25 protein-coding genes are annotated in these 26553 nt (G+C 74.2%); 12 read left to right on the top strand and 13 right to left on the bottom strand.

Annotation, left to right across the window (positions count from 1 at the left end):
- Window positions 1-2: 2 nt before the first annotated feature.
- Together HD595_RS37285 and HD595_RS46995 are read right to left on the bottom strand one after the other, a co-directional pair.
- A complete protein-coding gene (locus HD595_RS37285) occupies window positions 3-701 on the bottom strand; it encodes a response regulator (protein ID WP_308211313.1) in 699 nt (232 codons plus the stop codon).
- 32 nt (window positions 702-733) lie between these two features.
- Window positions 734-2182: a sensor histidine kinase gene (locus tag HD595_RS46995; RefSeq protein ID WP_253777554.1), complete on the bottom strand. Its 1449-nt coding sequence runs from the start codon at window positions 2180-2182 to the stop codon at window positions 734-736.
- A 226-nt stretch (window positions 2183-2408) separates the two neighbouring features.
- Here HD595_RS46995 and HD595_RS37275 point away from each other — a divergent pair, with 226 nt between their 5' ends.
- The 3 genes from HD595_RS37275 to HD595_RS37265 are packed head-to-tail and all read left to right on the top strand — an operon-like array spanning window position 2409 to window position 4609.
- On the top strand, window positions 2409-3599 hold the full coding sequence (locus tag HD595_RS37275) for an alpha/beta hydrolase family protein (protein WP_253777552.1): 1191 nt from the start codon (window positions 2409-2411) through the stop codon (window positions 3597-3599).
- A 37-nt stretch (window positions 3600-3636) separates the two neighbouring features.
- Window positions 3637-4215, top strand: a complete 579-nt coding sequence (locus HD595_RS37270) for a TetR/AcrR family transcriptional regulator (protein WP_253777550.1) — start codon at window positions 3637-3639, stop codon at window positions 4213-4215.
- 1 nt (window position 4216) lies between these two features.
- Window positions 4217-4609 (top strand): tautomerase family protein, encoded by a 393-nt coding sequence (locus HD595_RS37265; RefSeq protein ID WP_253777542.1) that lies wholly within the window; start codon window positions 4217-4219, stop codon window positions 4607-4609.
- Here HD595_RS37265 and HD595_RS37260 read toward each other — a convergent pair.
- Window positions 4593-5219, bottom strand: a complete 627-nt coding sequence (locus HD595_RS37260) for a TetR/AcrR family transcriptional regulator (RefSeq protein WP_253777540.1) — start codon at window positions 5217-5219, stop codon at window positions 4593-4595. The two genes, HD595_RS37265 and HD595_RS37260, sit on opposite strands and share 17 nt — an antisense overlap.
- A gap of 126 nt (window positions 5220-5345) precedes the next feature.
- Between HD595_RS37260 and HD595_RS37255 the strand changes: the two genes are divergently transcribed.
- Window positions 5346-6509: an FAD-dependent oxidoreductase gene (locus HD595_RS37255; protein WP_253777538.1), complete on the top strand. Its 1164-nt coding sequence runs from the start codon at window positions 5346-5348 to the stop codon at window positions 6507-6509.
- Between the two features lie 23 nt (window positions 6510-6532).
- Here the strand turns inward: HD595_RS37255 and HD595_RS37250 are convergent, their stop codons facing one another.
- Complete coding sequence (locus tag HD595_RS37250) at window positions 6533-8320, bottom strand: cellulase family glycosylhydrolase (RefSeq protein ID WP_253777536.1); 1788 nt, start codon at window positions 8318-8320, stop codon at window positions 6533-6535.
- A 227-nt stretch (window positions 8321-8547) separates the two neighbouring features.
- Between HD595_RS37250 and HD595_RS37245 the strand changes: the two genes are divergently transcribed.
- Complete coding sequence (locus HD595_RS37245) at window positions 8548-9405, top strand: oxidoreductase (protein WP_253777534.1); 858 nt, start codon at window positions 8548-8550, stop codon at window positions 9403-9405.
- 25 nt (window positions 9406-9430) lie between these two features.
- Here the strand turns inward: HD595_RS37245 and HD595_RS37240 are convergent, their stop codons facing one another.
- Both HD595_RS37240 and HD595_RS37235 read right to left on the bottom strand, forming a co-directional pair.
- On the bottom strand, window positions 9431-10897 hold the full coding sequence (locus HD595_RS37240) for a multicopper oxidase family protein (protein WP_253777532.1): 1467 nt from the start codon (window positions 10895-10897) through the stop codon (window positions 9431-9433).
- Between the two features lie 46 nt (window positions 10898-10943).
- Window positions 10944-11291 carry a hypothetical protein gene (locus tag HD595_RS37235; protein WP_253777531.1) on the bottom strand — a complete coding sequence of 116 codons (348 nt, stop codon included), beginning with the start codon at window positions 11289-11291 and terminating at the stop codon, window positions 10944-10946.
- Window positions 11292-11646: 355 nt separating this feature from the next.
- Between HD595_RS37235 and HD595_RS37230 the strand changes: the two genes are divergently transcribed.
- Window positions 11647-12222 (top strand): hypothetical protein, encoded by a 576-nt coding sequence (locus HD595_RS37230; protein ID WP_253777530.1) that lies wholly within the window; start codon window positions 11647-11649, stop codon window positions 12220-12222.
- A gap of 117 nt (window positions 12223-12339) precedes the next feature.
- Here the strand turns inward: HD595_RS37230 and HD595_RS37225 are convergent, their stop codons facing one another.
- Window positions 12340-12828 (bottom strand): SRPBCC family protein, encoded by a 489-nt coding sequence (locus tag HD595_RS37225; protein WP_253777529.1) that lies wholly within the window; start codon window positions 12826-12828, stop codon window positions 12340-12342.
- A 193-nt stretch (window positions 12829-13021) separates the two neighbouring features.
- Between HD595_RS37225 and HD595_RS37220 the strand changes: the two genes are divergently transcribed.
- Window positions 13022-13630 (top strand): dihydrofolate reductase family protein, encoded by a 609-nt coding sequence (locus tag HD595_RS37220; RefSeq protein WP_253777528.1) that lies wholly within the window; start codon window positions 13022-13024, stop codon window positions 13628-13630.
- A 54-nt stretch (window positions 13631-13684) separates the two neighbouring features.
- Here the strand turns inward: HD595_RS37220 and HD595_RS37215 are convergent, their stop codons facing one another.
- Genes HD595_RS37215 through HD595_RS37200 form a run of 4 tightly spaced genes read right to left on the bottom strand, consistent with a single transcriptional unit; the run spans window position 13685 to window position 17089 of the window.
- Complete coding sequence (locus tag HD595_RS37215; RefSeq protein WP_253777526.1) at window positions 13685-14698, bottom strand: phosphotransferase enzyme family protein; 1014 nt, start codon at window positions 14696-14698, stop codon at window positions 13685-13687.
- Window positions 14695-15156, bottom strand: a complete 462-nt coding sequence (locus HD595_RS37210) for a MarR family winged helix-turn-helix transcriptional regulator (RefSeq protein WP_253777524.1) — start codon at window positions 15154-15156, stop codon at window positions 14695-14697. The genes HD595_RS37215 and HD595_RS37210 overlap by 4 nt, the downstream gene beginning before the upstream one ends.
- Window positions 15141-15848, bottom strand: coding sequence for a response regulator (locus HD595_RS37205; protein ID WP_253777522.1), 708 nt, complete (start codon window positions 15846-15848; stop codon window positions 15141-15143). Before HD595_RS37205 ends, HD595_RS37210 begins: the two co-directional genes overlap by 16 nt.
- The gene (locus HD595_RS37200; protein ID WP_253777520.1) at window positions 15845-17089 is read right to left on the bottom strand and encodes a sensor histidine kinase; all 1245 of its coding nucleotides are present in this window, start codon (window positions 17087-17089) and stop codon (window positions 15845-15847) included. Before HD595_RS37200 ends, HD595_RS37205 begins: the two co-directional genes overlap by 4 nt.
- Window positions 17090-17302: 213 nt before the next feature.
- On the opposite strand from HD595_RS37200, the gene HD595_RS37195 reads away from it, so the two are divergent.
- From HD595_RS37195 to HD595_RS37175, 5 genes are all read left to right on the top strand, one after another.
- Window positions 17303-18064 carry a hypothetical protein gene (locus tag HD595_RS37195; RefSeq protein ID WP_253777519.1) on the top strand — a complete coding sequence of 254 codons (762 nt, stop codon included), beginning with the start codon at window positions 17303-17305 and terminating at the stop codon, window positions 18062-18064.
- Between the two features lie 74 nt (window positions 18065-18138).
- Window positions 18139-19308 carry an SMI1/KNR4 family protein gene (locus HD595_RS37190; protein WP_253781433.1) on the top strand — a complete coding sequence of 390 codons (1170 nt, stop codon included), beginning with the start codon at window positions 18139-18141 and terminating at the stop codon, window positions 19306-19308.
- A 204-nt stretch (window positions 19309-19512) separates the two neighbouring features.
- Entirely contained in the window at window positions 19513-20847 is a 1335-nt protein-coding gene (locus HD595_RS37185) for a GH39 family glycosyl hydrolase (RefSeq protein WP_253777517.1), read from the top strand.
- Window positions 20848-20992: 145 nt separating this feature from the next.
- Window positions 20993-21262, top strand: coding sequence for a GlsB/YeaQ/YmgE family stress response membrane protein (locus tag HD595_RS37180; protein WP_253777515.1), 270 nt, complete (start codon window positions 20993-20995; stop codon window positions 21260-21262).
- A gap of 351 nt (window positions 21263-21613) precedes the next feature.
- Entirely contained in the window at window positions 21614-23512 is a 1899-nt protein-coding gene (locus HD595_RS37175) for a WD40 repeat domain-containing protein (RefSeq protein ID WP_253777513.1), read from the top strand.
- A gap of 61 nt (window positions 23513-23573) precedes the next feature.
- Here HD595_RS37175 and HD595_RS37170 read toward each other — a convergent pair whose 3' ends face one another.
- Both HD595_RS37170 and HD595_RS37165 read right to left on the bottom strand, forming a co-directional pair.
- A complete protein-coding gene (locus tag HD595_RS37170) occupies window positions 23574-25184 on the bottom strand; it encodes a CocE/NonD family hydrolase (RefSeq protein WP_253777511.1) in 1611 nt (536 codons plus the stop codon).
- 102 nt (window positions 25185-25286) lie between these two features.
- Window positions 25287-26498 carry a M20/M25/M40 family metallo-hydrolase gene (locus tag HD595_RS37165; RefSeq protein ID WP_253777509.1) on the bottom strand — a complete coding sequence of 404 codons (1212 nt, stop codon included), beginning with the start codon at window positions 26496-26498 and terminating at the stop codon, window positions 25287-25289.
- Window positions 26499-26553 lie beyond the last annotated feature (55 nt).

The raw sequence follows: 26553 nt of genomic DNA, 5'->3' as shown, positions 1-26553 counted from the left end.
GGTCAGCCGGCGCCCCGGCCGGGCGCGACCAGGCCGCTCTCGTAGGCCAGGACGACGGCCTGGACCCGGTCACGCAGCCCCAGCTTGGCCAGGATCCGGGCGACGTGGGTCTTGACCGTCGTCGGGCTGAGCGTCAGCCGGTCGGCCAGCTCGGCGTTGCTCAGGCCGGTGGCCAGCAGGCGCAGCACCTCCAGCTCCCGCGGCGTCAGCTCGGCGAGGTCGCCGTGGAGGGCCGGCGCGGCCGGGGCGGGACGGGCGAAGCGCTCCACCAGGCGGCGGGTGATCGCCGGCGCCAGCAGCGCGTCGCCGGAGCGCACCAGCCGCACCGAGGCCACCAGGTGCTCGGGGGTGACGTCCTTGAGCAGGAATCCGCTGGCGCCCGCCGTGAGGGCGGCGTAGACGTACTGGTCGAGGTCGTAGGTGGTCAGGATGAGCACGCGCGTGTCGTCGGCTCCCCCGGCCACGATCCGGCGGGTGGCCTCGATGCCGTCCATGTGCGGCATGCGGACGTCCATGAGCACGACGTCAGGCCGCGTGCGCCGCACGGCGGCCACCGCCTCGCCCCCGTCGGCCGCCTCGGCCACCACCTCGATGCCGTCGGCCATGAGGATCATCCGGAAGCCGGTGCGGACCAGCGCCTGGTCGTCGGCGATCACCGCACGCAGCGGACGGCTCTCCCCGCTCCCCGCGTCCACGCTCACGCCGTCCGCTCCTTCCGCCCCGCCGCGCGGGTTCACGCCTGCCGCCACGGGATCTCGGCCCTGAGGCGGAATCCGCCGCCCGGCATGGGCGCCGCCTCCAGGGTCCCGCCGTAGAGGGCGACCCGCTCGCGCAGCCCGATCAGCCCGCGGCCGTTCCCGGTGCGGGACTGCGGGCCCGGCGCGCCGCCGGTGTCGGTGACCTCGATCTCCAGGCCGCCGCCGCGATGGCCGATCGTGACGGCGGCCGCCGCGCCGGCCGCGTGCTTCATCGTGTTGGTCAGCGCCTCCTGCACGACCCGGTACGCGGCCAGCTCGACCCCGGCGGGCAGCGGCTCCTCCGGCAGGCAGACCGTGGCGTCCACGGGCAGCCCGGCGGCGCGGACCCGCTCCACGAGGCCGTCGAGCCGGTCGAGCCCCGGCTGCGGCTCCAGCCCGTCACCCGTCCCGGCCGCGGCGCTCTCCGAGCCGGCCAGCAGGCCCATGACGTGGCGCAGCTCGGCCATGGCGGCCCGGCCGCCGGCCTCGATCGCGACCAGCGCCTCCCGCGACTGCTCCGGGTGCGTGTCCATCACCTTGCGGGCGGCGCCGGCCTGGATCACCATCACGCTGACATTGTGGGTCACCACGTCGTGCAGCTCGCCGGCGATCCGCGAACGCTCGGCCTGCACCGCCTCGCGCATGGCCTCCTCCTGCGCCCGCCGCATCTCGTCGATGCGGCTCCTGCTGTGCCGCCAGAACCGGATGAAGCCGGCCAGCGCACCGGCGCTGACCAGCACCACGTACGGTCCCAGGGCGCTCGGCACGCTCGGCGTGATCCCCCGGGCCGCCGCCCCGGCGAGCACGGCGGCGAGCAGCAGGGACGCCACCGCGGGCACCCGGTCGCGGCCGTGGGCCACGGCGCTGTACGCGGCGACGGCGACGGCCGCGACGGTGATCCAGGTCTGCGCGCCGGTCATGGCCAGCGCGGCGGCCATCACCGCCCAGAACGTGCCCAGGGGGTAGCGGCGCCGCGCCGCCAGCGGCAGCGTGGTGAGCGCGGCCAGGGCCAGGGGCGGTCCCGGCTCGTCCTCGCCCGGCGCGGGCCCCAGGTCGGGAAGGGCGGGGACGATCCGGATGTCTCCCGGCCGCCCCGGCTCGGGCGGCTTCGGGAGCTCCGGGGGCGTCGGGAGCGTCGGGGGCGTCGGGGGCGTCGGCAGCCGCACGGAGGTGAGCGGCGCGGCACCGAGCCGCAACAGCTCCGACACCGGATGCGCCCGGTCCCCCGCCTGGTCGCCGGCGCCGCCGGAGCCCGCCGCGAGGAGCGCCGCGACGGTCAGGACGGCCGCGAGCACCGCGTCGGCGACCAGGGCCTCGCGGGACGGCCGGGCGGTCCGCGCCCGCGCCCGCGCCAGGTCGGGCAACGGCAGGGAGAGCAACCGCGAGGGGAGCAGTCGCGGGTCGATCAGCCGCCGCCACCAGGGCCGTCGTTCGTCAGCAGTCACCGGCACATTGTCGCGTCGGCATGGTCTGTGCCGCATCGTCCTGAATGACCGGGGAGGTCTCCTTGAGGAGTACATCGCAGGGATGACCTCCGGCCCGGGTCGTCCGCGCGGGGTATCCAAGATCGGCGCGGCGGCCGACGTGCGCGAGGGCCCCGCCCGCCTAGCTTCTAAGCCGTCACCGGGCCGCCCACGGGGCGGCCGTCCCCCTCCGAAGAACGGATGTTCCATGCGTCGTGTGACAGCGCTCCTCCTCGCGGGCGCCCTGGCCGCCGCGTCACCCGCGTCCCCCGCCTCGGCCTCCCCCGCCGCCCCGGGGACCGCCTCGAACGCCCCGGCCGCCGCCCCGGACACGCTGCACCTGCCCGCGCCGACCGGCCCGCACCCGGTCGGCACCACGTCGCTCCACCTCAAGGACACCTCCCGCGCCGACCCGTGGGTGCCCTCGGTGAAGGCGCGCGAGCTCATGGTCTCGCTGTGGTACCCGGCCCGCTCGCCCGGCCGGCAGCGGGCCCCCTACATGACGCCGAAGGAGTCCGAGCTGTTCCTCAAGGACGCCAAGCTGACCGATCTCCCGCCCGCCCTGCTGAGCACGACGCGCACCAACGCCTTCACCGGCGCGAAGCCGGCGGGGCGCGCGCACGGCCTGCCCCTCGTCGTGCTCTCCCCCGGGTCCGGCAAGCCCCGCAGCACGCTGACCGGCCTGGCCGAGGACCTGGCCAGCCGCGGCTACGTGGTGGCCGCGATCGACCACACCTACGAGACCGTGGCCACGACCTTCCCCGACGGGCGCGTCACCACCTGCGTCCCCTGCGAGGGCGACCACGACCCGTCGATGTCCACGAAGCAGGTCAAGGTACGCGCGGCCGACGTCTCGTTCGTGCTCGACCGGCTGACCGGGCCGCGTCCGGCGTGGAAGGGCGGCCGGCTGATCGACAGGTCACGGATGGGCATGGCGGGCCACTCCATCGGCGGCGCGAGCACGGTCACCGCGCTCTCCCTGGACTCGCGGCTGCGCGCCGGGATCGACATCGACGGCACCACGCCCCCCGACGCCCTCACCCATGAGCTGAAGCGGCCCTTCATGTTCCTGGGCAAGCCCGCCACCTACACCCCCGGCATGGAACCGGCCGCCACCTGGGAGCGGGACTGGAAGCTCATGACCGGCTGGAAGCGCTGGCTGCTCGTGACGGGCGCCGAGCACGCCTCGTTCAACGACGTCGGCGTCCTCGCGGCCGAGGTCGGCATCGACACCGGCGCGGACCTGCCCGCGGAGCGCGGGCTGGCGATCACCCGGACGTACGTCGCCGCGTTCTTCGACCGGCACCTGCTGAACACGGCGCAGCCCCTGCTCGACGCGCCGTCGGCGAGCTACCCCGAGGTCAAGCACTGCGTCCCGGAGAAGAAGATCTGCGCCTGACCAAGCTCTGTACCTACCAGTATGTACACTCGTGGATGTGGACACGAGGGAACGATTGATCCAGAGCACGCGTGAGCTGCTGTGGGAGCGGGGATACGTGGGCACCAGCCCGAAGGCGATCCAGGAGCGGGCCGGAGCCGGCCAGGGCAGCATGTACCACCACTTCCACGGCAAGCCCGACCTGGCGCTCGCCGCGATCACGCGCAGCGCCGAGGAGACGCGGAGCAGGGCCGAGGCCGAGCTCGGCGGCCCCGGGAGCGCGGCCGGGCGGATCGCCGCCTACCTGCGGCGGGAACGCGACGCCCTGCGCGGCTGCCCGGTCGGCCGCCTCACCCAGGACCCCGACGTGATGGCCGACCCCCGGCTGCGGGCGCCGGTCGAGGAGTACTTCACCTGGCTCACCGACCGGCTCGCCGGGCTGCTGGAGCAGGGCCGGGCGGGCGGCGAGCTCGGCCCCGGGCTCGACCCGGCGGCCACGGCCGCCGCGCTGGTCGCGGTGGTGCAGGGCGGCTACGTGCTCGCCCGCGCCGCCGGCTCCGCCGAGGCGTACGCGCGCGCCGTGGACGGCGCCCTCACCCTGCTCACCCGCCAGACCCCTGCGAAGGAGGGCCGCTGACATGCCTCTCGTCCGCATCGACGCGCTCGGAGCCGACCCCGGACGGCTCGACGCGCTCAGCCGCGCCGTGCACGAGGCCCTCGTCGAGACGATCGGCATCCCGGACGACGACCGCTTCCACATCCTCACCGGCCACGACGGCGCCCACGGCACCCTGCGCTACGGCGACTACCTGGGCATCCACCGGGACGAGGGCATCGTCTACGTCGTGATCACCATGCGCTCCGGCCGCACGCCCGAGCAGAAGCAGGCGATGTACCGGCGGATCGCCGAGCTCGCCCACGCCTACGCGGGTACCGACCCGCGCAACGTGTTCGTCACCGTGACCGAGAACGAGCCGATCGACTGGTCGCTCGGCCACGGCATCGCCCAGTACGTCACCCCTCCGGCGTAGCCGCCGCCCATGGCTCGGCGCCGCCGGCCTGCTCGCGACCGGCGGCCGTCCAGCCCCGTTCGAGCAGGTCGAAGACCACCGTCGCGGCCCCGCCCGGGTCGGCGTCCCGCTGGACGAGGTCGGCGGCTTCGAGCGCGAAGCGGGCCAGCGCGGCGCAGGCGAGGTCGCCGGCCGGCGCCCCGGTCTCCTCGGCGATGGCGCGCGCGAGGGCGCTCTCATGACGCGTCCACATGCGCCGCGCGTACGCGCTCAGCGCCGGGGTGTCCTCGACCATGCGCGCGAGGCGGGCACCCCGCTCGTCCGCGGCGACCTTGACCGCCCACTCCAGGACGTGCTCCCGCAGGGCCGCCGGGATCGACCGGCCGGCGGGGCGCTCGCGCACCGCCGCGACGAGCGCGGCCTCGAGGTCGGCGTCGAGGTCGAAGACCAGGGCCTCCTTGCTGGGGAAGTGCTTGAACAGGGTGGTCACCGCCACGTCGGCGGCCTCGGCGACGTCCTTGACGCCGACGTTGTCGTAGCCGCGTTCGAGGAACAGCCGCAGCGCGGCGTCGGCCAGCGCCTGGCGGGTCTGCGCCTTCTTGCGTTCGCGGCGCCCGAGGGGTTCGGTCACGGGCTCAGCCTACCGTCAACGCGCAGTTACTTCGAAAGGCTAGTCACTACACTTTCGAAGTGGATATGGTTTCCTGGTCGCGCGCCGGGCCTCCGGCGCGTTCCGAGACGAAGGGACCTTCGCGCCATGACCTCTCCCCGCATCGCCGTCGTCGGCGCCGGCATCGGCGGCCTCACCTGCGCCCGCACCCTCCAGCGGCACGGCCGGCAGGTCACCGTGTTCGAGCGCGAGACCTCAGCCCACGCCCGCCGGCAGGGCGGCATGCTGGACCTGCACGTCGACACCGGACAGGCCGCGCTGCGCGCCGCGGGCCTGTTCGCGGAGTTCGGCGCCCTGGCCCGCCCCGAAGGGCAGGAACTGCGCGGCCTGGACCCCTTCACGGGCGAGCTGATCTTCCACGAGCACCCCACCGACGGGCCGGGCAACGCGCCCGAGATCGACCGCGGCCAGTTGCGCGGCCTGTTCCTCGAATCCCTCGCCCCCGGCACGGTCCGGTGGGGACGCCCGGCCGCCGGGGTCACCCCGACCGGCGACGGGACCGCCCGCCTGCGCTTCGCCGACGGCACGACCGAGGAGTTCGACCTGGTCGTCGGCGCCGACGGCGCGTGGTCGCGGATCCGGCCCGCGCTCTCGGACGCCAGACCCGCCTACCTGGGCGACACCATCGTCGAGACCCGCCTCGACGACGCCGACACCCGCCATCCCGCGTCGGCGCGCCTGATCGGCAACGGCACCATGGTGGCCAAGTCCGGCCGCACCATGCTGTCGGCCCAGCGCAACAGCGGCGGCCACATCCGCGTCTACGCCATGCTGGAAGTCCCCCGGGACTGGCACGTCGCCGCCGGCGTGGACCTCGACGACGACGCCGCCGTGCGCCGCCACCTCCTCGCGGTGTTCGACGGCTGGCACGACAGCCTGCTCGACCTCATCCGCGACTCCGACGGCGGCTTCGCCAACCGGCCCCTGCACGTCCTGCCCGTCGGGCACACCTGGGACCACGTCCCGGGGGTCACGCTGCTCGGCGACGCCGCCCACCTCATGCCCCCGGCCGGCATCGGCGCCAACCTCGCCATGCTCGACGGCGCCGACCTCGCCGAGGCCGTCGTCGTCCACGACGGTCTGGACGAGGCGGTGCGCGCCTACGAGAACCGGATGCTGCCCCGGGCCGCGGCGGGCGCCCGGGCCTGCGCCGACCTGACCGCCGGCCTGGTCGCCGACATGGTCGTCAGCGCGAACGCGGCCCGCCGCTACCTCAACGAGCGCCTCCAGGCCGCCCGGCCCACCGGCTGAGCGGCGCCGGTGGGCCGGGACCTTCAGGAGGTGGGGTTCCGGGTGAGCAGGTGCGCCTTGAAGCCCGCGCCGTACGTGCCGGTGGGGGTGCCGGCGTAGTCCTCGATGAGGACGTTGCCCTGGCCGCAGCCCCACGGGTTCCAGGTCCAGGCGGTGTAGCCGACGCCGTGCGCGTCGGCCCAGGCCATGACCTGGTCGATGTAGTCGTGGGCGCAGGAGTTCTGGCCGATCTCGCCGGCGTGCACCGGCACCTGCGCGGCCACGGCCCCGACCTGGCTGTCCCAGCAGGAGACGCTGGAGCAGGAGTTGAAGTTGTAGGTGTGCCAGGCGGCCATGAGGTTGCCCGTCGGGTCGGCGGGCTTGTAGGTCAGCCACTGGCTCAGGTCGTTGGACCAGGCGAGCCCGCCGAGCATGATCACGTTGGTGGCTCCGGTGGCGCGCACCGCGTTGACCAGGGACTGCATGCCGGCCACCTGGTAGCCGATGCCGGTGCAGGTGCCGCCGTCGCGCCAGCAGGTCCAGGCGGCGGTGGCGTTCCAGTTGGCGGCGGCGTCCGGGTACGGCTCGTTGAACAGGTCGAAGACGACCGCGTCGTCGCCCTTGAAGGCGTTCGCCACGCCGGTCCAGAAGGTGGGCGCGTACTGGGCGTCGGGCATGGGCTTCTGGCAGGTCGCGGCGGTGTCGGAGCAGCCGGCGCCCTGGCCGGTGTACTGGCCGTGGCTCCAGTGCATCTCCACGATCGGGGTGATGCCGCCGGCGACGAGCAGGGCGACGTAGTCCTTGACGTTCTGCTGGTAGGCGGCGCCGCTGGGCGTGCCGGTGGTGCCGTTCCAGCACTCCTCGTTGAGGGGGACGCGCACGGCGTGGATGTTCCACGCCTTCATCGCGTCCACCGACGCCTGGTCGACGGGGCCGCCGTCCCACATACCCTTGCCCTGCACGCAGGCGAACTCGCCGCTCGCCCGGTTGACGCCGAGCAGCCGGTACGTGGCGCCCGTCGAGGTGACCAGCCGGTTGCCGGACACACGGAGGGCGGGGGCCGCGCCGCCGGTGGGCGGGCCGTCGTTGTCGGCCTCGGTGGCGGTGACCGTGACGGAGGGCAGGCCGGCGGAGGCGACGACGATCGGCCTGCTGCCGTTGGTCCGGTCGCTGTCCTCGGCGGCGCCGAGCGTCACCCTCTGCGGGGTGTTCCAGTCGGCGGTGGTGAAGGTCAGGGCGGCGCCGCCGGTGACGGTGATGTCGCCGTCACCGGCGCCGGCGGTGCTGGTGACGGTCACGTTGCCGGACGGCTGCGCCCGCAGGCGGACGGTGAAGGCGCCGGTGTTGCCCTCGGGCACGCTGACGCCGGTGGAGGAGACGACCAGGGCCTGCTGCGTGCCATCGCCGCCGTTGCCGGCACAGGAGACGGCGGGGGCGGTGTTGGCGCCGCCGGTGTAGGTGCCGTTGAAGCCGACGGTCCAGGTGGCGCCGGTGCCCTGGCGGGCGTTGTAGGACTCCGGTCTTACGGTGATGGCCGCGCCCGCCGGGGTGGGGACGGCGGGGGCCGGCACGCCGCCCCACATCTGGGTGATCACCTGGCTGTCCGGGAAGTCGAAGCCGAGGCTCCAGGTCGTGAGCGGGTCGCCGGTGTTGGTGACCGTGATGGTGGCGCCGAACGCGCTGCCGTTGTCCCAGCTCTTGGCGTACGAGGCCGTGCAGGAGACGGCGGCGCCGGCGGCGGCCGGGACGGCGGCGAGCCCGGACCCGGCGAGCAGGGCGGCGGCCGCCGCCGTCAGGACCCGGCGCCAGGTGGTGGTGCGAAGGATGGACATGGCGGTTCTCCGTGAGACCGGTTGGGTGGGAGCGCTCCCAAACGATCTCCTGAGCGGGGCCGCCGTGCAACGCTCCCCCGCCGGGCGGGCGAGGGCACCGGCACGGACCTCGGGCGGGAGGACGTACGGAGGTGAAACTTTCATCCGGGCGCCGCCCGGGGAAGGTCGTCACGCGCCGCCGACGCCGGGGCGTCCCCTTCACGCCGCCGCCTCTAGGGTGGGTGGTCGTGACGACTGAACGATGGACGCTGGGCGGCGACCTGGGTGTCGCCAGGATCGGCTACGGCGCGATGAAGCTGACCGGCTGGCCGAGGGGCGAGCGGCCCGGGCGGGAGACGGCCCTGGCCGTCCTGCGCCGGGCCGTGGAGCTCGGGGTGAACCACATCGACACCTCGCACTACTACTCCCGCGACGGGGTGGCGGCCAACGAGCTGATCCGCGAGGCCCTGTCCCCGTACCCGGACGACCTGGTGATCGTGACCAAGGTCGGGGCGCTGGTCGAGGGCGCCGACCTGGCGCGGCCCGCGGCGGAGAAGACCGGCCTCACCCCCGACGGCCTGCGCCGCGGCGTCGAGGCGAACCTGCGCTCGCTCGGCGTGGACCGCCTCGACGTGGTCAACCTGCGGATGGGCGACCTCGACCGCGACCAGGCCCCCTTGGCCGGACCGCTGGAGACGCTGCTCGCGCTGCGCGAGGAGGGCCTGATCCGCCACCTCGGCGTCTCCAACGTCACCGCCGCCGAGTTCGAGCAGGCCCGGACGATCGCGCCGATCGCCTGCGTCCAGAACCTCTACAACCTGGCCCGGCGCGACGACGACCCGCTGGTCGACGCCTGCGCGGAGGCCGGGATCGCCTATGTCCCCTTCTTCCCGGTCGGCGGGTTCCAGCCGCTCACCGCCGCGCGGCTGGACGCCGTCGCCGCCCGCCACGGCGCCACCGTGCCGCAGGTGGCGCTGGCGTGGCTGCTGGCCCGCTCGCCGAACATCCTGCTCATCTCCGGCACCGGCTCCCTGGCGCACCTGGAGGAGAACGTCGCCGCGGGCTCGCTGAAGCTGACCGCGGAGGACCTCGCCGACCTGGACTGAGCGGGCCGCCGGGGACGCCCGGGGGTCAGACCACCTCGAACGTGCTCATCATGGCCATGTCCTCGTGCTCCAGGTTGTGGCAGTGCATCACGTAGCGGCCCCGGTAGCCGGTGAACCTGGTGACGATCTCCACGGTCTGCGCCTCCCGCAGCTCGACGGTGTCCTTCCACTCCGGCGGCCCCGCGGGCCGCTCGCCGCCGACCGAGAGCACCTGGAACGGCGACAGGTGCAGGTGGACGGGGTGCGCCACGTCGCTGGTCAGCCGCCAGACCTCCACCTGGCCGAGCTTGGGCCGGGCGTCCACGCGGCGGGCGTCGAACGGCTTGCCGTTGATCAGCCAGCCGTTGTGGCCGTTCATGCTGCCGCTGCTGAACTCGAAGTCGCGGGTCACCGCCGCCCGCGCCGGGTCGAGCGGCTCCACCCGCGACAGCGTGGCGGGGATCGCCGAGTCGTCGCGGGCGTCGCGCTCGACGGTGAAGCGCATCACCCGCGCCTGCGGCCCCTCACCGAGGAGGTTGCGCAGCTCGACGTGCTCGCCCACGCGGTGGGCGGCGAAGTCGACGACCACGTCCGCGCGCTCGCCCGGCGCGAGCCGCACCCGGTCCGCCGGTCGCGGCGCGGCCAGCAGGCCCCCGTCGCCGCCGACGCGCACCAGCCGCCCGGCGGGCGCCAGGGCGAGCTCGTAGACCCGCGCGTTGGAGGCGTTGAGCAGGCGGAAGCGGTACCGGGCCCGGTCGACGCCGAGCGACGGCCACGGCGCGCCGTTGACGAGGATGACGTCGCCGAGCACGCCGCCCATGAACGCCTCCCGCGCGCCGGGCCCCTCGGGGCTCGCCGGGTAGGGCATGCTCCCGTCGGCGCCGAAGGACCGGTCGCAGATCATCAGCGGGATGTCCCGCTCGCCCGACGGCAGCGGCAGCGCCGCCTCCTCCTCGTCCCCGACCAGGAAGAACCCCGCCAGCCCGCGCCAGACCTGCGGGCCGGTGTAGTCCATGCGGTGGTCGTGGTACCACAGCGTGGCCGCCCGCTGGTCGAGCGGGAAGGCGTAGTCGCGGTGGCCGCCCGGCCCCACCAGGTCGGTGGGGTAGCCGTCGGACTCGGGCGGCGTGTGACCGCCGTGCAGGTGGGTGACGGTCGGCGCGCCGAGGGCGTTGGTGACGCGCACGACGGTCCTGCGCCCGGAGCGGGCCCGGATGGTCGGCCCGGGGAAGCGCCCGTCGTAGCCCCACACCCGCGTGCGCAGGCCGGGCAGGATCTGCGCGTCGGCCTCCCGCTGCACCAGCTCGTAGTAGTCGGTGGTGGCGTCGCTCCTGGCCGGGCGGGCCGTCACGGGCAGCGGCAGCGGCACGCCGTACGGCTTGGGCAGCGGCGCGCGGCTGGCCAGGACCTGGGGCAGCGGGGTGCGGCTCAGCAGCGAGCAGCCCGGCGCGGCCAGCGCGGCGGCCGTGCCGAGGCCGAGCAGGCGCAGGGCCCGCCTTCTGCTCATCGTCATGCCGGGGCCACCGGGGCGCGGTGATCCGTCGGGCTCGGTGGCGTCGTCATGCCGTGGCCGCCGGGACGCGGCGGGCCGGCCACACCTGGCCGAGCCGCATCATGCTCGCGCCGAACATCAGGACGCCGACCGGCACGTGCAGGACCTTGACGTGGCCCACGCCGAGCGCGATCTGCACCAGCGTCATCACCAGCATGGCGACGGCGGGCACGATGGCGGCCCGGCCCCGGGTGACGATCGCGGCCACCAGGTGCAACAGCACGGCGACCGCCACGACGATCGCCGTGGTGGCGTGCAGCGCCCGCCCTCCGGGCGAGGACAGCAGCAGCCCGGCGGTGACGGCCTGGGCCAGGACGGCCAGCGTCTGCAGCGCGATCGCGACACGCAGGAACATCGGTGTTTCCCCTCGGGCGGGCCGTGGCCGAGCGACGGCCTCGTGAACGTGACTCATGGCCCGTCATCGTCGCCCGCGGCGACGGGTGCGGGCGTCCGCCCACGGGAGGCTTTCGCCCCTACCGCACCGGGCCCGGTCGGGGGGCTCCGCGTACGACGGGGGCAGTAGTGCGCGCTACACCTTCGCGGCCGGGAGGCGAGGAACACGGCGACATTGCTCACAAGCGGACACGCATCAGATCATGACAAAGGAGTCGTCAGGTGTGCGCAGGCCCCGTTTCCGCACCTCACGGGAGGAGCAGGATGTGATCACACATTGTGCTTTGTAGTCATCCGGGGTGGATGGGGGATCAACCATGGCTTTGAGCCGTTTCGGGATTATGGGGGCCGGCGTGGCCGCCGCGCTGGCGGGCGGGATGACGGCGGGCCCGGCACTGGCCGAGACCTGCCCGGCGGCCACCACCTGCGACACCACGGTGGTGTTCGGCGTGTCGGCGGCGCAGGGCCTGGCGATCAGCGTCCCGGACGGGCCGGTCGGCATCGGCACCGGCGCGCCCGGCGACCAGATCAGCGGCCCCCTCGGCTCGGTCACCGTGTCGGACGCGCGCGCCGCGCTGAACGCCACGTGGGTGGCGACCGTTTCCGGCACCAGCTTCACCACCGGCGGCGGCAGCGGCGCCGAGACGATCCCGGCCGGCGCGATCTCCTACTGGTCGGGCCCCGCGACGAGCACCACGGGCGCGGGCACCTTCGTGCCCGGGCAGCCGAACGCCGCCTCCGCCGAGCATCTCTACGCGCCGTACACCGCGTTCAGCAAGACCAGCGGGGCCGGCAGCAACTCTTGCACCTGGAATCCCACCATCGTGGTCAACATCCCGGGCGGCGCGGTGGCCGGCACCTACACGGGCACGATCCGGCACTCCGTCGCCTGACGCCCGCCGCGCCGCGCTCCACCAAACCCGTTGCCCGCCGCCCCGTCATACCGCCATGGTCGAGCATGACGGTGACACGAGCCCTGCTCGCCTCCTACGAGCAGGACAGAGAGCACTTCACGCTTCGGCCGCCGCCTTGAGCACGCGCAGCAGGTCGTCGTGGCCCTGCCGGAGCTTGGCGTCGCTGTAGAAGAGCGTCAGCAGCGGACCGGACATGGACTCCTCGACGGTCACCCGGGTCCGCCCGTCCCCGGTCTCCTCCAGCCGCATCCGGTCGATGGCCTTGAAGCACCCCATCGCCACACCGGTCCAGGTGAGCTCCCGCTCGGGGTCGACCACGGCGAAGGTGGACCTGATCGCCGAGCCGCGGATGTTCCAGCGGAAGGTCGCGTCCGGCTCGATCTCGCCGAGTTCGACGACGTACGCGTCGGAGCGCCAGTCCGGCCAGTTGCGCATGTCGGCGAGCAGTCGCCACACCTTGCCGGCGGGCGCGTCCACGACGACGGACGAGGAGGACCGGACGGGCGCGTCGTCGTCGAGCCGGCCCTTCTTGGCGTACTCCTCGTGCAGGCGCTCGATCGACGGACCGGCGTAAAGAACCTTCATGACACCCTCCAGAGCGGCTCTCTTCGATGAGAGCAATGCTCTCGCAAGGCCGCGGACAAGTCAAGAGCAGTGCTCTTGAATAAGAGAGGAGCTCTTGGCCGCCGCGGAGGCATTAGGGATACCGTAAGGAATCCTTAAACGCGTTCGGGCAGGCTGAAGGCACAACGACGCAACACGACCGAGGGAGTGACAGATGGCCGGCAGGCTGGTGGTATCGACGTTCGTGTCGCTGGACGGTGTCATGCAGGGGCCCGGCGGCCCCGGCGAGGACGACTCCAACGACTTCCCGCACGGCGGCTGGCTGCCCCCGCACGTGGACGAGGGGTTCGGCCGCATCATGGGCAAGCAGCTCGACCAGGCCGCGAGCATGCTGCTCGGCCGCCGCTCCTACGAGATCCTGGCCTCGTACTGGCCCGGCGTGCCCGACGAGGAGGGCGGCGCCACGATCAACGGCATGCCCAAGTACGTCACCACACGGACCCCCATGGACGCCACGTGGAACAACACCCACGTCCTCGTGGGCGACGCCGCCCAGACCGTCGCCGACCTCAAGCGCGACACCGACGGTGTGATCCTCGTCCAGGGCAGCAGCGACCTCATCCGCACCCTGCAGCGGGCCGAGCTGGTCGACGAGTACCGGCTGCTCGTCTTCCCCGTCGTCCTCGGCGAGGGCAAGCGGCTGTTCGCCGAGGGCACCGCTCCGGCCGGGCTGCGGCTGACCGGTTCGTCCACCACCGGAGCGGGCGTCGTCTACGTCACCTACGAGTGGGCCGGCAAGCCCCTCTACGGCTCCGTCGCCTGACCTCGACGCCCAGCCCCCGTACGGCTCCGTCGCCTGACCTCGGCGCCGAGCCCACTACGTCTCCCGGCCTCGGCCGCGCAGCAGGTGCAGCGTCTCGGCCAGCCACCGCGGGTCCGGCAGGAGGCGCAGCATCTGGTCGATCTCCCGCTCGGCCCAGGCGCGGTGCCGCGGCTCGGCCTCCGGGTCGAGCGCGACACCGGCCTGCGTCAGCAGGAAGTTCAGCCGGGACGCCACCAGCATCGAGAAGTCGGCCGGCCCGGTGATCCGCCCGGGCCCGCCCTCGCGCACGTACGCGTCGTACATGCGGCGCATCGCGCCGAGGTCCGGGCCCGGCCCGTCGCAGAACCAGTCGAACAACGCCTGGGCCAGCTCACGCGCCGGCGCGGCCGGACCCAGGTTGTCCCAGTCCACGACCACCAGAGCGCCCCCGGGGCCGGCCAGCACGTTCTCCGGGTGCAGGTCGCGGTGGCACACGACGAGGGCCGCCGGGTCGGCCGGCGCCACCGCCGCGGCCAGCTCCGGCAGCCCGGCCAGCCGCCCGGCCAGCCGCTTCGCCCACTCCGCGTCCGACGCCGCCACCGGCTCCCACGCCCCGGGCGCGGGCACCCGGTCGTACCAGGGGTCGGGCCGCCCGCCACCCGCCTCGGCGGCCGTCGCCGGCGCGCACCGGTGCAGGCGCGCCAGTAACGCCCCCAGCTCGCCGGGCGTCGCCCGGTCCGCCGGATCCACCGGCCGCAGGTCCACCCACTCGTACAGGCGCAGCCATCCCCCGCCGGGCGCCGGCAGCAGGTGCCGTCCGGCGCGGTCGGGAAGGGCCGCCGGCATCCGCACGCCCGCTCCCGCCGCGCGCCGCGTGAAGTCCAGCTCCGCCTCCACCAGCGCCACCGACGGCGGCTCGGCGAAGATCTCCTTCAGCGCGTAGCGCGCCCCGCCGGTCTCCACCCGCCAGATCTGCCCGAGCGCGCCGCGCGGCCCCGCCGTCACCACCACGTCCGCGCCCCATCCGAACGCCTCCCGCGCCCGGGCGACCAGCTCCGGCGCCGCCTCCGGCCGGCGGTGCGCCGTCACCCCTCCCCCGCCGCCTCGCCCCGCCCCAGCTCGGCGAGCCGGGTCAGCGCCGGCAGCGCCCCCGCGATGGCCCGCCGCTGTTCGGGGGTGAGCCGGGCGACGAGCGGCAGCAGGTGGCGGGTACGGTCCTCGTGCCGCGCCCGGCCGATCCGCCGGCCCGCCTCGGTGATGTGCACCAGCACGGCGCGTCCGTCACGCGGGTCGGGGCGGCGCTCCACGAGCCCGTCGCGCTCCAGACGGGTGACGAGCTGCGTGACGGCCGGCTGGCTGACCTGCTCCGTCCTGGTCAGCTCGGTCAGCCGCATCGGCCCGTCGGCGAACGCGAGGGTGTCCAGCACCGACAGCGTCGTGAACGACAGCTTCTCCAGCACCGGCAGCCGGATGTAGAAGCGGTTGAAGTTCTCGATCGCCGAGGTGAAGGCGTCCACGTCCAGGTCGTCGGTCACGGTGTCCTGCATACTCCAGAATCGTCCCCGCCTCCAGCGGTTTCCCCGGGACGCACCAGCCCGCTCTCGTAGGCGAACACCACGGCCTGCACCCGGCTGGTCAGCCCCAGCTTCATCAGCACCCGCGACAGATGCGTCTTGACCGTCGCCTCCCCCAGGTAGAGCCGGGCGGCGATCTGCGTGTTGGTCAGGCCCCGCGCCAGCAGCCGCAGCACGTCCGTCTCCCGGCTCGTCAGCGACGCCAGCTCCGCCGTACGGTCCGGCGCGTCGCCCTTGCCGGGTTGTCCGGCGAACGCGGCGATGACGCGCAGCGTGACCCCCGGGTCGAGCAGCCCGCCGCCGGCCGCCACCGTCCTGACCGCCTCGACGAGCTGCTCCGGCGGCGACACCTTCAGCAGGAACCCGCTGACCCCGGCCCGCAGGGCCGCCGCCACGTGCTCGTCCTCGTCGAACGTGGTCAGCACCACGACCTTGCTGCCCGGATGCTCCGCCACCAGGCGGCGCGCCGCGGCCAGCCCGTCCATGCGCGGCATCCGCACGTCCATCAGCACCACGTCGGGACGCGTCCGGGCGACCAGGTCCAGCGCCTCCAGCCCGTCGGACGCCTCGCCGACGACCTCGATGTCCGGCTCCCCGCTCAGCACCATGCGCAGCCCGACGCGGACCATCGCCTCGTCGTCGACCAGCACCACCGAGACCGTCACGCCGTCGTCCTCTCCCACGTCCTGGGCAGCGGGAAGCGGGCCCGCACGGCGAAGCCGCCGTCCGGCTCGGGGCCCGTCCGCAGCGTGCCCTGCACCATCGCCAGCCGCTCCCGCATGCCGACCAGGCCGTGGCCACCGCCCGCTGTCCGGCCCGCCGCCGCGCCCGCCGTCACGGACGCCGTCCCGCCCGCCGTCCCGCCCGGCGACGGGATCGCGGGCCGGCCCGCCGCCGGGGCGCTCCCGGGGGCGGGATCGTTGCGCACCTCCAGCAGCAGCGCCTGACCCTCGCGGCCGAGCACGACGGTCGTGGGCGCCGCCCCGGCGTGCCGCAGCACGTTCGTCAGCGCCTCCTGCAGCACCCGGTACGCGGTCAGATCCAGCACCGGGGGCAGCCGGGGCAGGTCCGCCGCGACGTCCAGCCGCACCGGCAGCCCGGCGGCCCGCACGTCCCCGACCAGCTCCTCGACCCGCTCCAGCGACGGCACCGGCGCCGTCTCGCCGCCGTCCACCCGCTCGCGCAGGATGCCGACCAGGCCGCGCATCTCCTCCACCGTCTGCCGGCCCAGCCGTTCCAGCCCGGCCACGACCTCCTGCTCGGCCGGCCGGTCCGCCAGCAGCCGCCGCAGCCCGCCGAGCTGGAGCGTCATCACGCTCACCGAGTGGGCCACCGCGTCGTGCACCTCGCGCGCGATGCGCGTGCGCTCCTGCGCGACGGCCGCCTGCGCGTTCGCCTCCCGCTCGGCGTCCAGCGCCGCCGCCAGCTCGGCCAGGCGCACCGCCCGCTCGCCGCTGCGCCGCGCCAGCAGCCCCATCGACCAGCCCGGCAGCAGCACGGCCGGCACGAAGAACAGCTCCCACGCCGAGCCGCCGGCCGCGATCGACACGACGGTGAACGACACGGCCGCCACGCCCAGCGCGACGGCCGAGCGACGCGGCGGCTCCCGCCACCCCACCCACGCCACCACGCCGATCAGCCCGATCATGCCCGCCCCGCCCATGCCGGGGCCGTCGAAGACGACCACGCTCAGCGGCAGGCACACCGCCGCCGCCACCGCGCCCGCCAGCGGGGCCCAGGCCGCCAGCACCACACCGGCGGCCAGCAGCACCCCCGTCACCCAGGTGGCCGTCGCCGCCGCGCCGAACCCGTCGTCCAGCCGCGTCTCCAGCACCGCCAGCACCCCGATGACCGGCCCGAACACCAGCGGTATCAGGCGGGGGTCGGGCAGCCGTCTCGTCGTCATGGCCACCGATCGTAACCAGGGCCGCCGCCCGGCGGCTCCGCCGGGCGGCGGACCCGTCCCGCCCCGCGGGTCCGCCATGAGGGGGACCCGGCCGCTCCGCCGTCCGCCGGGACGCCGAGGGACGACGGTGCGAAACGGCGGACGCGCCGCGCACGGCCCCGACGCGACAGTGGTCCACGTCAACGAGACGCCACCCCTCACCGGAGGTACGACATGACCGCCTTCTCCCCCGCCGCGAACCCCACCGGCCCCGCGAACAACCCCACGCACAGCCATGCGAACGGCGCCTCGACCAGCCCCGCGAACGGCGACGCCGGCGCGCCGGGCGACACCGGACGCCCGGCCCGCGTGCTGCGGCGCGTGGCCGCCGGCGCCCTCGTCGCCGGGCCCGCGCTCATGCTCGCCGGGATGATGGCCTGCCCGCCGCAGGCGTCGGACTCGGCGGCCGACTACATCACCTCGCTGGCCCGCGACACGTTCCCGACCGAGCTGTCGGCCATGCTGCTGCACTACGGCCTCCTCGCCGGGGCCCTCGGCGCCCTGGCCGTGCCCGGCCTGGTGCGCGGCCGCAAGGGCGCCTGGCTCACCCTGTTCGGCGCGCTGGCCACCGTGATCGGCCTGCTGAACGTCTCCGGCGCCGTGCGCGACGACTGGTGGCGGATGGTCACCGGGCGGCAGCTTCCGCTCGACGTGGCCGTCCGCATCTCCGACACGGTGGACGGCTCGGCGTTCATGCCGCTGTGGAGCGGCACCGAGATGCTCGCCTTCCTCGGGCTGCTGGCGCTGTCGGCCGGGCTGGCGCGGGCGGGGGTCGCCGGCTGGTGGCTGACCGCCGTCTACCTCGCCGCGTTCGCCGGGATGACGGTCATCCCCGTCCAGCTCACCTATGTGGTGGGTGCCGCGTTCACCCTGCTGTTCCTGCCGCTGGCGGTCGCCGGGGTCCGGCTGTTCCAGCGCGACCGCGCCGCCGCGTGAGGCTCCGCCGGGAGCCCGGGGAAGCGTGATCACGCTGGAGCCCGATCCGGGGTACGCTGCCGGGCGTGCGGCGAATGATCATCTCTCGGAGGGTGGGGCTCGCCCTCGCGGCGGTCGCGGTCGCGGCGGCGATCGTCCTGATCGTCCGTTCCCGCCGCCGCCCGGCGCTCCCCGCTCCCGTACGGCACGAGCACGAGCACGCGCCCGCCGAGCCCGCGCCCCCCGCCGGCCGGCCGGTGGACCGGTGGCCCCCGGCCCCGGTCCTCGGCACGCCCACCGCCGAGGACCTCGCCCGCTACGCCGCCGCAGGGCCGCCCACAATCCCGGCGTTCCTCCAGGGCGGCCACGACCGCCCCGCCAGGGAGCCGCTGGACGCGGCCACCCGCCGCCGCCTGATCCGCTGGGCCGCCGTCGCCCTGGCGCTCTGCCTGGTCGCCGGCGGCGGCCAGCTCGTGGAGTCGGCGGTCTTCTCCAAGCAGCCGGGCCTCTCCCAGGACAAGCCCTGCTCCACGGACCCGCCCGGCGCCGACTGCCTGTTCGCGGAGCTGCGTGAAGGAGGGACGGCATCCGGCCCGGTGGAGCCGGACCCGGAGTCGTGGACGGCTCCCGACCCGGACTGCCACCCCGGGAGCCGTGCGCTCCCCGCGCTCGCGCCGGACGCGAAAGTCACCCGGGCGGTCCACCGGCAGTGGCGGCGCATCGAGCGATGGCTGAAGACCCACGCCCCGAAGAGCCATCGGACGCTCGCCGGGCCCGCCGAGCCCGCCACGGTCGCGGCGGTCGAGGCCCGGATGGGCCGGCGCCTGCCCGCCGACCTGCGCGCCTCGCTCCTGCGGCACGACGGGGCCGTCACCTCGAAGGACACCTGGGGTTTCGGCTTCCTCGGCAACACCAGCCTCAGCGTCCGGGAGATGCTCGACACCTGGCGCGGCCTCTGCGACGTCGACGGCCAGGACTACGGCGGCGAGGAGTCGGACCCGCGCTCGGAATGGTGGGACGGGCGCATGCTCCCCGTCGGCTCCGACGGAACCGGCAACCACCTCGTCGTCGACTCCGTGCGGCACGACGTCGGCGACACCGACAACGAGGGCACCATGGACTTCACCCCCGGCGGTGTCCGCGTCCGCTCCTACCACACCCTGCTGAAGGCCACCGCCGACGCCCTGGAGAAGGGCCGAGCCATCGGCTACTGGAAGCCCGAGGTGGTCGCCGGCGAGCTCGAATGGACGGTGTTGCCCAGCTGAGCCGTACCGCCAGCCTTTACGTCGTAGATTCGCCCCCTCACGCCCGGTGATAACGATTGGCTGTGAACCGGGCCCGCGATACGACGGCCTTACGCCCGGCATGGAACGCTACATCCCTGCATCGACCGAGGATCGGATGGGGATCAGGTGACATCGGGTTTCCTCCCGCCGGCGGCACGCCGGCGTCCCGGACGGAGGCCGCTCGTGGTGGCGGCGGTCATGGCGGTGGCCCTCGCCCTGGCGAGCTGCTCCCCCGGCGGCGGCACGGGCGGCGCCACCGGCGGCACGCCCCCGGCCGGGCGGGCGTCCGCCGCCCCGCCGCCCGAGCACGGCGCCATCGCCGAACCCCCGCCCGTGGACGCCGGCTGGCCGCGCTGGGGCTTCACCCACACCGGCGTCAGCGCCAACAACGTCACCCCCGACTTCGAGCGGACGGTCGCCGGGACGCTGGCCCGTACCCCGATGCTGCAGAACCAGCACATCATGGGCTTCGGCGCGCTCAACCCCGAGCCGCGACCCGGCGAGTTCTTCTGGGAGGACCTCGACAGCCGGCTCGGCCTCATGCGCGAGTCCGGCGCCACGCCGGTCCTCACGCTGTGCTGCGCCCCCGACTGGATGAAGGGCGGCCCCGAGGGCCCGACCGAGGAGTCGGCCTGGAAGCAGCACCTGGAGGACGCCCCGTACCCGGAGCACTACGACGACTTCGCCCGGCTCGCCGCCGCCGTCGCCACCCGCTACACCGACGTGAAGTACTTCATGGTGTGGAACGAGCTCAAGGGCTTCTGGCGGGACCACTCCAAGCCCGCCGACTTCAAGGGCTACACCGAGCTCTACAACAAGGTGTACGCGGCGGTGAAGGCGGCCCGGCCGGACGCCCAGGTCGGCGGGCCGTACATCGGGTTCGACAGCGACAGCGAGGGCGCGTCGGAGCTGCGCGGCCCCTGGGGCGTGGTCAACCAGAACGCGCTCGACGCCTTCGACTACTGGTTCAAGCACAAGAAGGGCGCCGACTTCGTCGTCGTGGACGGCGCCTCCCCCACCGAGACCCACGAGCTGCGGCCGGACGAGTTCGGCGCCCTGGGCAAGTTCGGCGCGGTCACCGCGTGGCTGCGCGAGCGGACCGGCGACCTGCCCGTCTGGTGGTCGGAGTGGTACTTCGTGCCGGAGGACGGCACCACCTGGGACGAGCCCAGGCGGCTGGCGGTGCAGGCCGTCTCGATGATGGAGCTCGCGCGCGCCGGCGTCGCCACCGCCCTGTACTGGAACCCGCAGGCCAAGGACGGCCCCTGCGTGGGCTGCATGTGGGCTCCCCGCACGGGCGAGCCGCAGCCCAGCGGGACACTGGTCGCCGAGTTCGCCCGCTGGTTCCCGGCGGGGGCCGAACTGGAGGCCGTCGCCTCCTCCGACCCCCGGGTCCGCGTGCTGGCGCAGCCGCGCGAGCTGCTCATGGTCAACACGGCGGACGCGCCGGTCTCCGCGACCGTGGACGGCCGGCAGGTCTCGCTCCAGCCGTACGAGATCAGGTGGAGCGCCCGCTGACGTCCGCACCGGCCCTCCGGGAGCCGGTGAGCGGAATGTGCGGGTACGAGGCGGTTTCCGGGTTCCGCGCCGGGGAAGCACACAAGGTGCCGGGGTATGTTCAGGGCCTCGGCGAGACCTGCAGCGACTGACGGGAGCGTGCAGCGTGGAGGTCACCGGCATCATCTCCGCCCTCATCATCGGGCTCATCATCGGAATCGTCGGGCGGCTCGTCGTACCGGGCCGCCAGAACATCCCCATCTGGCTCACCATCGTGATCGGCATCGTCGCGGCGCTCATCGGCACCGCCATCGCCGGCGCGCTGGGCGTCGCCGCGACCAAGGGGATCGACTGGATCGAGCTGATCATCCAGGTCGTGCTCGCCGCCCTCGGCGTGGCCCTCGCCGCGGGGGTGTACGCCAAGCGGCACGTGTAGCGGTTCACAGCGGTACGGCGCGGCGTCCTCGCGGGGCGCCGCGCCACCGCCCGCCCGGTCCACGCGACCGCGCCTTCGCCGCCGCACTCAACGACCGGTACAGGACAGCCCGCGTCCACGTTCATGGGGACCAGGCAACTGCTGCCGACGCGGCCGCGTCTAACAGCGGTGAAGATGATCAATCGATGGGCCCTGGCATGCTTGTGTGCGGCAGTCGCGGCTTGCTCCGGCGCCTCAGAGCCCGCGCGGGATCCGTGGGCGGCCCCCGGCCCGTGCCCCGCGGCCGGAGGCGAGATCGAGCTCACCGGTCCCGCATACCTGGACGCCGGTGGTCACACCGACGTCACTTCCGTGGCGTTCGGCAGGCTGAAGGGCGAGCCGATCGCCATCTCCGCGGGCGAAGAGGGCACCGTCCGGTTCTGGAGCCTGCCAGGGTTGCAGCCCGTGGCCGAGCCGCTGGAGGGCACCGCGGCCACCGCGGTGGATCTGGGAGGAGGCCGGACCGGGGTTGTCACCGAGGGGACCTACGGTGGACGGCTGTGGGATCTGACCAGCCGCCGCGTACTGATGCGCTTCCCGAAGGAGACGGCCTACGCGGTCGGCACCTTCCGCGGGATCGAGGCGCTGTTCGTCAGCCACGGGAGCACCGTCCGCGTCGTCGACCCGCGCACTCGCGCCCTGCTGGAAACGCTCCCTATCCCCGGCGCGGACATGATGGCCGTCGGGCAGCTCGACGGCCGCCCGGTCCTGGTCTCCGGCGGCGGGTCGTACAGCCAGGCCGAGCTGGACCTGTGGGACCTCACGTCCCGTCGCAGGATCGACCGGGATCTCTTCCTCGATGACTGGGAGGAGGAGGACGCCCATCCCGACGGGCTGGTCATCCGCCAGATCGCGGGCAAGCCCCTCCTCTGGGCCTCACACGGCGAGACCCGGGTCGACCGCTGGGACCTGAGCCGCGAGCAGGATCCGAAGACCGTGCTGAGGGTTGAGGGAGACGCGCGAAGGGAGGGAGGGAGCTACCGTTCCATAGCCGTCACCGATGTCGACGGCCGCCTGACGCTCGCGGCCGGTGGCTCCCGGCGTGACGAGCACAGATCGTCGCCCAACTCCATCGACCTGTTCGACGCGACGACCGGCGAACGTCTCGGACCCCTGCGGGGCCACGACGGAGAGATCACCGCTCTGGCGGCCGGGCGGCTGGACGGGCGGCCCGTGCTGCTCAGCGGCAGCGGCGACAACACGGTCCGGCTGTGGGACCTGTCCTCCCGGCGGCAGATCGGCGGCCCCACTCCCGGGGGGCCGGTCGACGGTGTGCAGTTCGCAGCGGTTGCCCAGGTCGGCGGCGAGCCGGTGGTCGTGACGGGTGAGGAGAGGGGCGTAGTGCGGACCTGGGACGCGAGCACGGGCAGGCTTACCGGCGCTCCCATGATGGGGCGGAGCCCCCAGGCGGACCAGGTGGGACTCACCTCGCTGGTGACGGCCGATCTGGGCGGCGTCCCCGTGGCGGTGGCCGGCGAGCAGGGCGGCATCAGGATCTGGGATCTCAGGACCTCGACCGAGGTGGGGCGGCTGCCCCTCCGGCACGCACAGTCGGTGGACAGGCTGGTGCTCGTGCAACGGGACGGTCAGCCTCTGGTCACAGCCTCCAGCGGCAACGTCCTGTACACGTGGGACCTGCGGACCCGGCGATTGATCGACACGTTCGACCCCGGGGCCAAGGAGTCGGCGTCGGCTCTGTCGCTGATCGACGGGCGCGCCGTGTTCGCCGCATGGGACCCAGGGCAGCGGCCGGGAAAGGTCAGGATCTGGGATGTGGCGGGTCGGCGCCGGCTCTCCTCCTTCACCGTCGTCTCACCGGAGGAGGACGTCCCACCAGGGATGGACTTCTCCATCGCGGGGCTGGGGTTGTTCGGATGCGCGCCCGCCGTCTTCGCATCCGGCCAGAAGATTGTCCGCGTCCTGGACGCGCGCACCGGTCGCGACCTGGCGCCGCCGCTGCGGGTCGAGCCTCGCGACGAGGCGTTCAGCTCGCGGCTCCACGACGGGACGGTGACGACCGTCCACGGAAGAAGCGTCGTGCTCGTGTCGTTCTCCCCGGATGAGGACTCGCAGCTGTGGGACCTGACTGCGCGCGAACCGCTCTCCCCACGCATCCGGGGCGTGAAGGACCACGCCTTGGCGACGGGCGCTCATGTGGTCGTCACCAACGGGCCCGGAGAGCGAGTGCATCTGTGGCGCCTCACGCCTTGACAACGGCGTGACCACCTCCGCGTCGTCCGTATGATCGCGGTCAACCGCTGGACTGACCGCGTCAGGGCGCGATGTCCCCGGCAGGCAGGATCACCGCGGACGGGTGCCCGGGGTCGTGGTGGACGGCCTGGTCGGCGGCCCGGAGGGTGGTGGCGGTGGCGTGCGGCTCGCCCGTGCCGGGATTGCGGGCGTAACGGGGGAAGGCGCCGCTGGAGACCTGCACCCGGATGCGGTGGCCGCGCCGGAAGCGGTGGGCGGCCGGCCAGAGCCGGACACCGGCGCGGGTGAGCGTGGTGGCGCCGGACAGGCTCGTCAGGCCGTCGCACACGTTGACCGAGCGGCCGTCCGGGCCGACGTCGCAGAGCCGGACGAAGACGTCGGCGTGGGCCAGGCTGGAGCGGAACCAGATCTCGGCGCCGATCTCGCCGACCACCTCGACGTCCGCGTCGAGCACCTCGGTGGTGTAGGTGAGCACGTCCGCCCGGGCCTCCAGGGCGGTGTTGTCGGCGCGGCCGCCGCCGGACATGCGCACGCCGCCGACCGCCGGCGTCGGGTCGGCCGGGTCGTAGCGGTACCGGTCGGGCTCCGACCCCGGCGGCGGAGCGGCGGACAGGCCGCCGTCCGGCTGGAGGTGGAGGCGCCGCTCGGGGTAGCCGTCCGGCGGCCAGGAGGAGAAGTCCCGCCACGTCTCCTCGCCCGTCACGTACAGGCGGACGGGCGCGCGTTCGGGTGGCCGCTCGCCGCGCGCGCAGGCGAGCCCGAACTCGACGGCCTCGATCACCGCGGTGTTCGTGAACGACGCGTGCGTCCACGGCCCGACCGTCAGCCGGGCCGGCCGGCCCGCCTCCTGGAGGGCGCGGAAGTCGCGGAGCTGGCCGGGCAGGAAGATGTCGTACCAGCCGGCGATCGAGCTGACCGGCACGCTCGTCGCGGCCACCCGGTGCCGGTGGTCGAGGCCGGCCCAGCGCGGGTCGCCGGCGGGGCGGGCGAGGACGTCCTGGATGTAGGCCGAGCGCCGGCCGACGGCGACGACGTCGGCCCGGTTCAGCGGGAGCGTGGACAGCGCGCGCCGCACCCTGCGCGTCTGGAACGGCCGGCGGAGCAGCGCGCCGCGGCGTTCCTGGACGGCGATCAGCGCGCCCCACTCGAACGGCGTCTCCAGCGACAGCCCGTCCTCGCGCAGGAACTCCAGCGTCAGGGCCGACTCGCTCACCTGCGGGATCATGGCCTTGACCTGCGGCGGCAGCCGGTCGGCCACCGCCCACTGGACGTAGCCCAGGTAGCTCATGCCGACCAGCACGATCGAGCCGCCGGACCACGGCTGCGCGATCAGCCAGTCCAGCGTCGCCAGGCCGTCCTCGCGCTCCTGCCGCAGCGGGTCGAACGCGCCGCCGGAGCCGAAGCCGCCGCGGGTGCTCTGGATCAGCACCTGGTAGCCGCGTTCGGCCAGCGGCCTGGCCAGGACCTGGGCGAGCAGCCCGCGCCTGCCGTACGGGCAGCGGATCAGCGCGGTCGGCAGCGCCTCTCCCCCGGCGCGCGGCGCCCACCGGTCGGCCAGCAGCTCGACGCCGTCACGCATCGGCACGCGCAGGTCACGCCGGACGGCGAGGTCGCGGGTCAGCGGCGGGGGAAGCTCCAGCCTGCGCTCGATGAGGCGACTGATCAGGTTCATCCTCACCCTTCCGATGGTGGGCACCTGTCCTTGAAAGATCAAGTGTCCTGGGGACGTCGTGCGCGGCTGGGGCCGGCGGGACCGGGTGACGCGCCGGTCGTCTCACCCGAGGAGCTCGGCCGCGTAGAGGGCGTAGACGGCGGCGACCCGGAACAGCTCCCGCTCGTCGACGTACTCGTGCGGGCCGTGGGAGACGTCCAGGCGGCCGGCGCCGAACCCGAAGGCGGGGATGCCGAGCTGGTCGTACCAGCGGGTCTCCAGGATGCCGCCGCACATCTCGAAGGTGGCCGGCCGGTCGCGGACCTCGCCGACGCAGCGCGCCAGCGCGAGCCCCGCCGGGTGGTCGGCCGGGGTCCCGGCGGGCGGCTGGAACTGGGTGACCTCGATGGTGACCTTCGCGCCTGCCTCGGCCGCCGCGTCGCGGATGATCGTGGTCATCCGGTCCAGTTCGGCGTCCAGGTCCTCCTCGGGGTTGAACCTGCCGTCGACGGTGAACCAGGCGTCGGCGGGCACGACGTTGAAGTTCGACCCGCCGCCGCACAGCCCGCCGACGACGACCATCGACCCCTTCGGGTCGGCGGGGTCCATGGGGTGGCCGGTGGGCCGGCCGGCCATCTCCTCGGCGTAGGCCAGCAGCGGCCGGGCCACGTGGACCATGTGGGCGAAGGTGTTGGTGCCGAACGTGGCCTGCCCGACGTGCGCCTCCCGGCCCTCGAAGCCGACCTTGAGGCTGATGGCGCCCCGCGCGGCGTTCCAGATGGTGCCGCCGCTGGGCTCTCCGGTCACCATCGCCAGCGCCGACGGGTCGATGAGGCCGTGGTCGCGCAGGTGCCCCGCGCCGGCGACGCTGCCGGTCTCCTCGTCCGGGACGAGGTGGATCACGATCCGGCCGTCACGGACGAGTCCCAGGTCCTTGGCGGCCGCCGCCCCGTAGAGCATGCTGACGATGCCGCCCTTCATGTCGGCCGTCCCCCGGCCGATCAGCCTGCCGTCCTGACGTCGCAGGGTGAACTGCCCGCGGTTCTGGACCGGCACCACGTCGTAGTGGCCGTGGAAGTACAGCAGCCTGGCGCCCGCGCCGGCGCTGCCGCGCACGATGGAGGGCTCCTCCAGGGTGTGCGGGCCGGTGATCTCGATCAGTTCCGGCTCCAGGCCGAGGCGGCGCATCTCCTCGGCCAGCAGCCGCGCGCACCGGCCCAGCCCCACCCCGGGCGGGTTCTCGGTCGGCTCGGCGACGAGGCGGGCGAGGAAGTCCGTCATCTCCTCGGCTCGCGGCTCCAGCCATGCGTCGACCAGCTCGGATCGGGCGCTCATCGGTGTCTCCCCTCACGGTCGGACCCGCGGCCGAAGACCGGCCGCCCGGCCCCTT

The sequence above is a fragment of the Nonomuraea roseoviolacea subsp. carminata genome, assembly GCF_024172185.1.
In the GTDB taxonomy this organism is placed as follows: Bacteria; Actinomycetota; Actinomycetes; order Streptosporangiales; family Streptosporangiaceae; genus Nonomuraea; species Nonomuraea roseoviolacea.
This window is presented reverse-complemented; position numbering and strand designations above follow the sequence as displayed.

Coding starts and splice junctions, on each gene's coding strand:
- HD595_RS37165 (WP_253777509.1), bottom strand. CDS start 26,498: ATGAGCGCCCGATCCGAGCTGGTCGACGCATGGCTGGAGCCGCGAGCC.
- HD595_RS37250 (WP_253777536.1), bottom strand. CDS start 8,320: ATGTCCATCCTTCGCACCACCACCTGGCGCCGGGTCCTGACGGCGGCG.
- HD595_RS37275 (WP_253777552.1), top strand. CDS start 2,409: ATGCGTCGTGTGACAGCGCTCCTCCTCGCGGGCGCCCTGGCCGCCGCG.
- HD595_RS37210 (WP_253777524.1), bottom strand. CDS start 15,156: ATGCAGGACACCGTGACCGACGACCTGGACGTGGACGCCTTCACCTCG.
- HD595_RS37230 (WP_253777530.1), top strand. CDS start 11,647: ATGGCTTTGAGCCGTTTCGGGATTATGGGGGCCGGCGTGGCCGCCGCG.
- HD595_RS37170 (WP_253777511.1), bottom strand. CDS start 25,184: ATGAACCTGATCAGTCGCCTCATCGAGCGCAGGCTGGAGCTTCCCCCG.
- HD595_RS37220 (WP_253777528.1), top strand. CDS start 13,022: ATGGCCGGCAGGCTGGTGGTATCGACGTTCGTGTCGCTGGACGGTGTC.
- HD595_RS37255 (WP_253777538.1), top strand. CDS start 5,346: ATGACCTCTCCCCGCATCGCCGTCGTCGGCGCCGGCATCGGCGGCCTC.
- HD595_RS37200 (WP_253777520.1), bottom strand. CDS start 17,089: ATGACGACGAGACGGCTGCCCGACCCCCGCCTGATACCGCTGGTGTTC.
- HD595_RS37235 (WP_253777531.1), bottom strand. CDS start 11,291: ATGTTCCTGCGTGTCGCGATCGCGCTGCAGACGCTGGCCGTCCTGGCC.
- HD595_RS37190 (WP_253781433.1), top strand. CDS start 18,139: ATGATCATCTCTCGGAGGGTGGGGCTCGCCCTCGCGGCGGTCGCGGTC.
- HD595_RS37240 (WP_253777532.1), bottom strand. CDS start 10,897: ATGACGATGAGCAGAAGGCGGGCCCTGCGCCTGCTCGGCCTCGGCACG.
- HD595_RS37195 (WP_253777519.1), top strand. CDS start 17,303: ATGACCGCCTTCTCCCCCGCCGCGAACCCCACCGGCCCCGCGAACAAC.
- HD595_RS37225 (WP_253777529.1), bottom strand. CDS start 12,828: ATGAAGGTTCTTTACGCCGGTCCGTCGATCGAGCGCCTGCACGAGGAG.
- HD595_RS37265 (WP_253777542.1), top strand. CDS start 4,217: ATGCCTCTCGTCCGCATCGACGCGCTCGGAGCCGACCCCGGACGGCTC.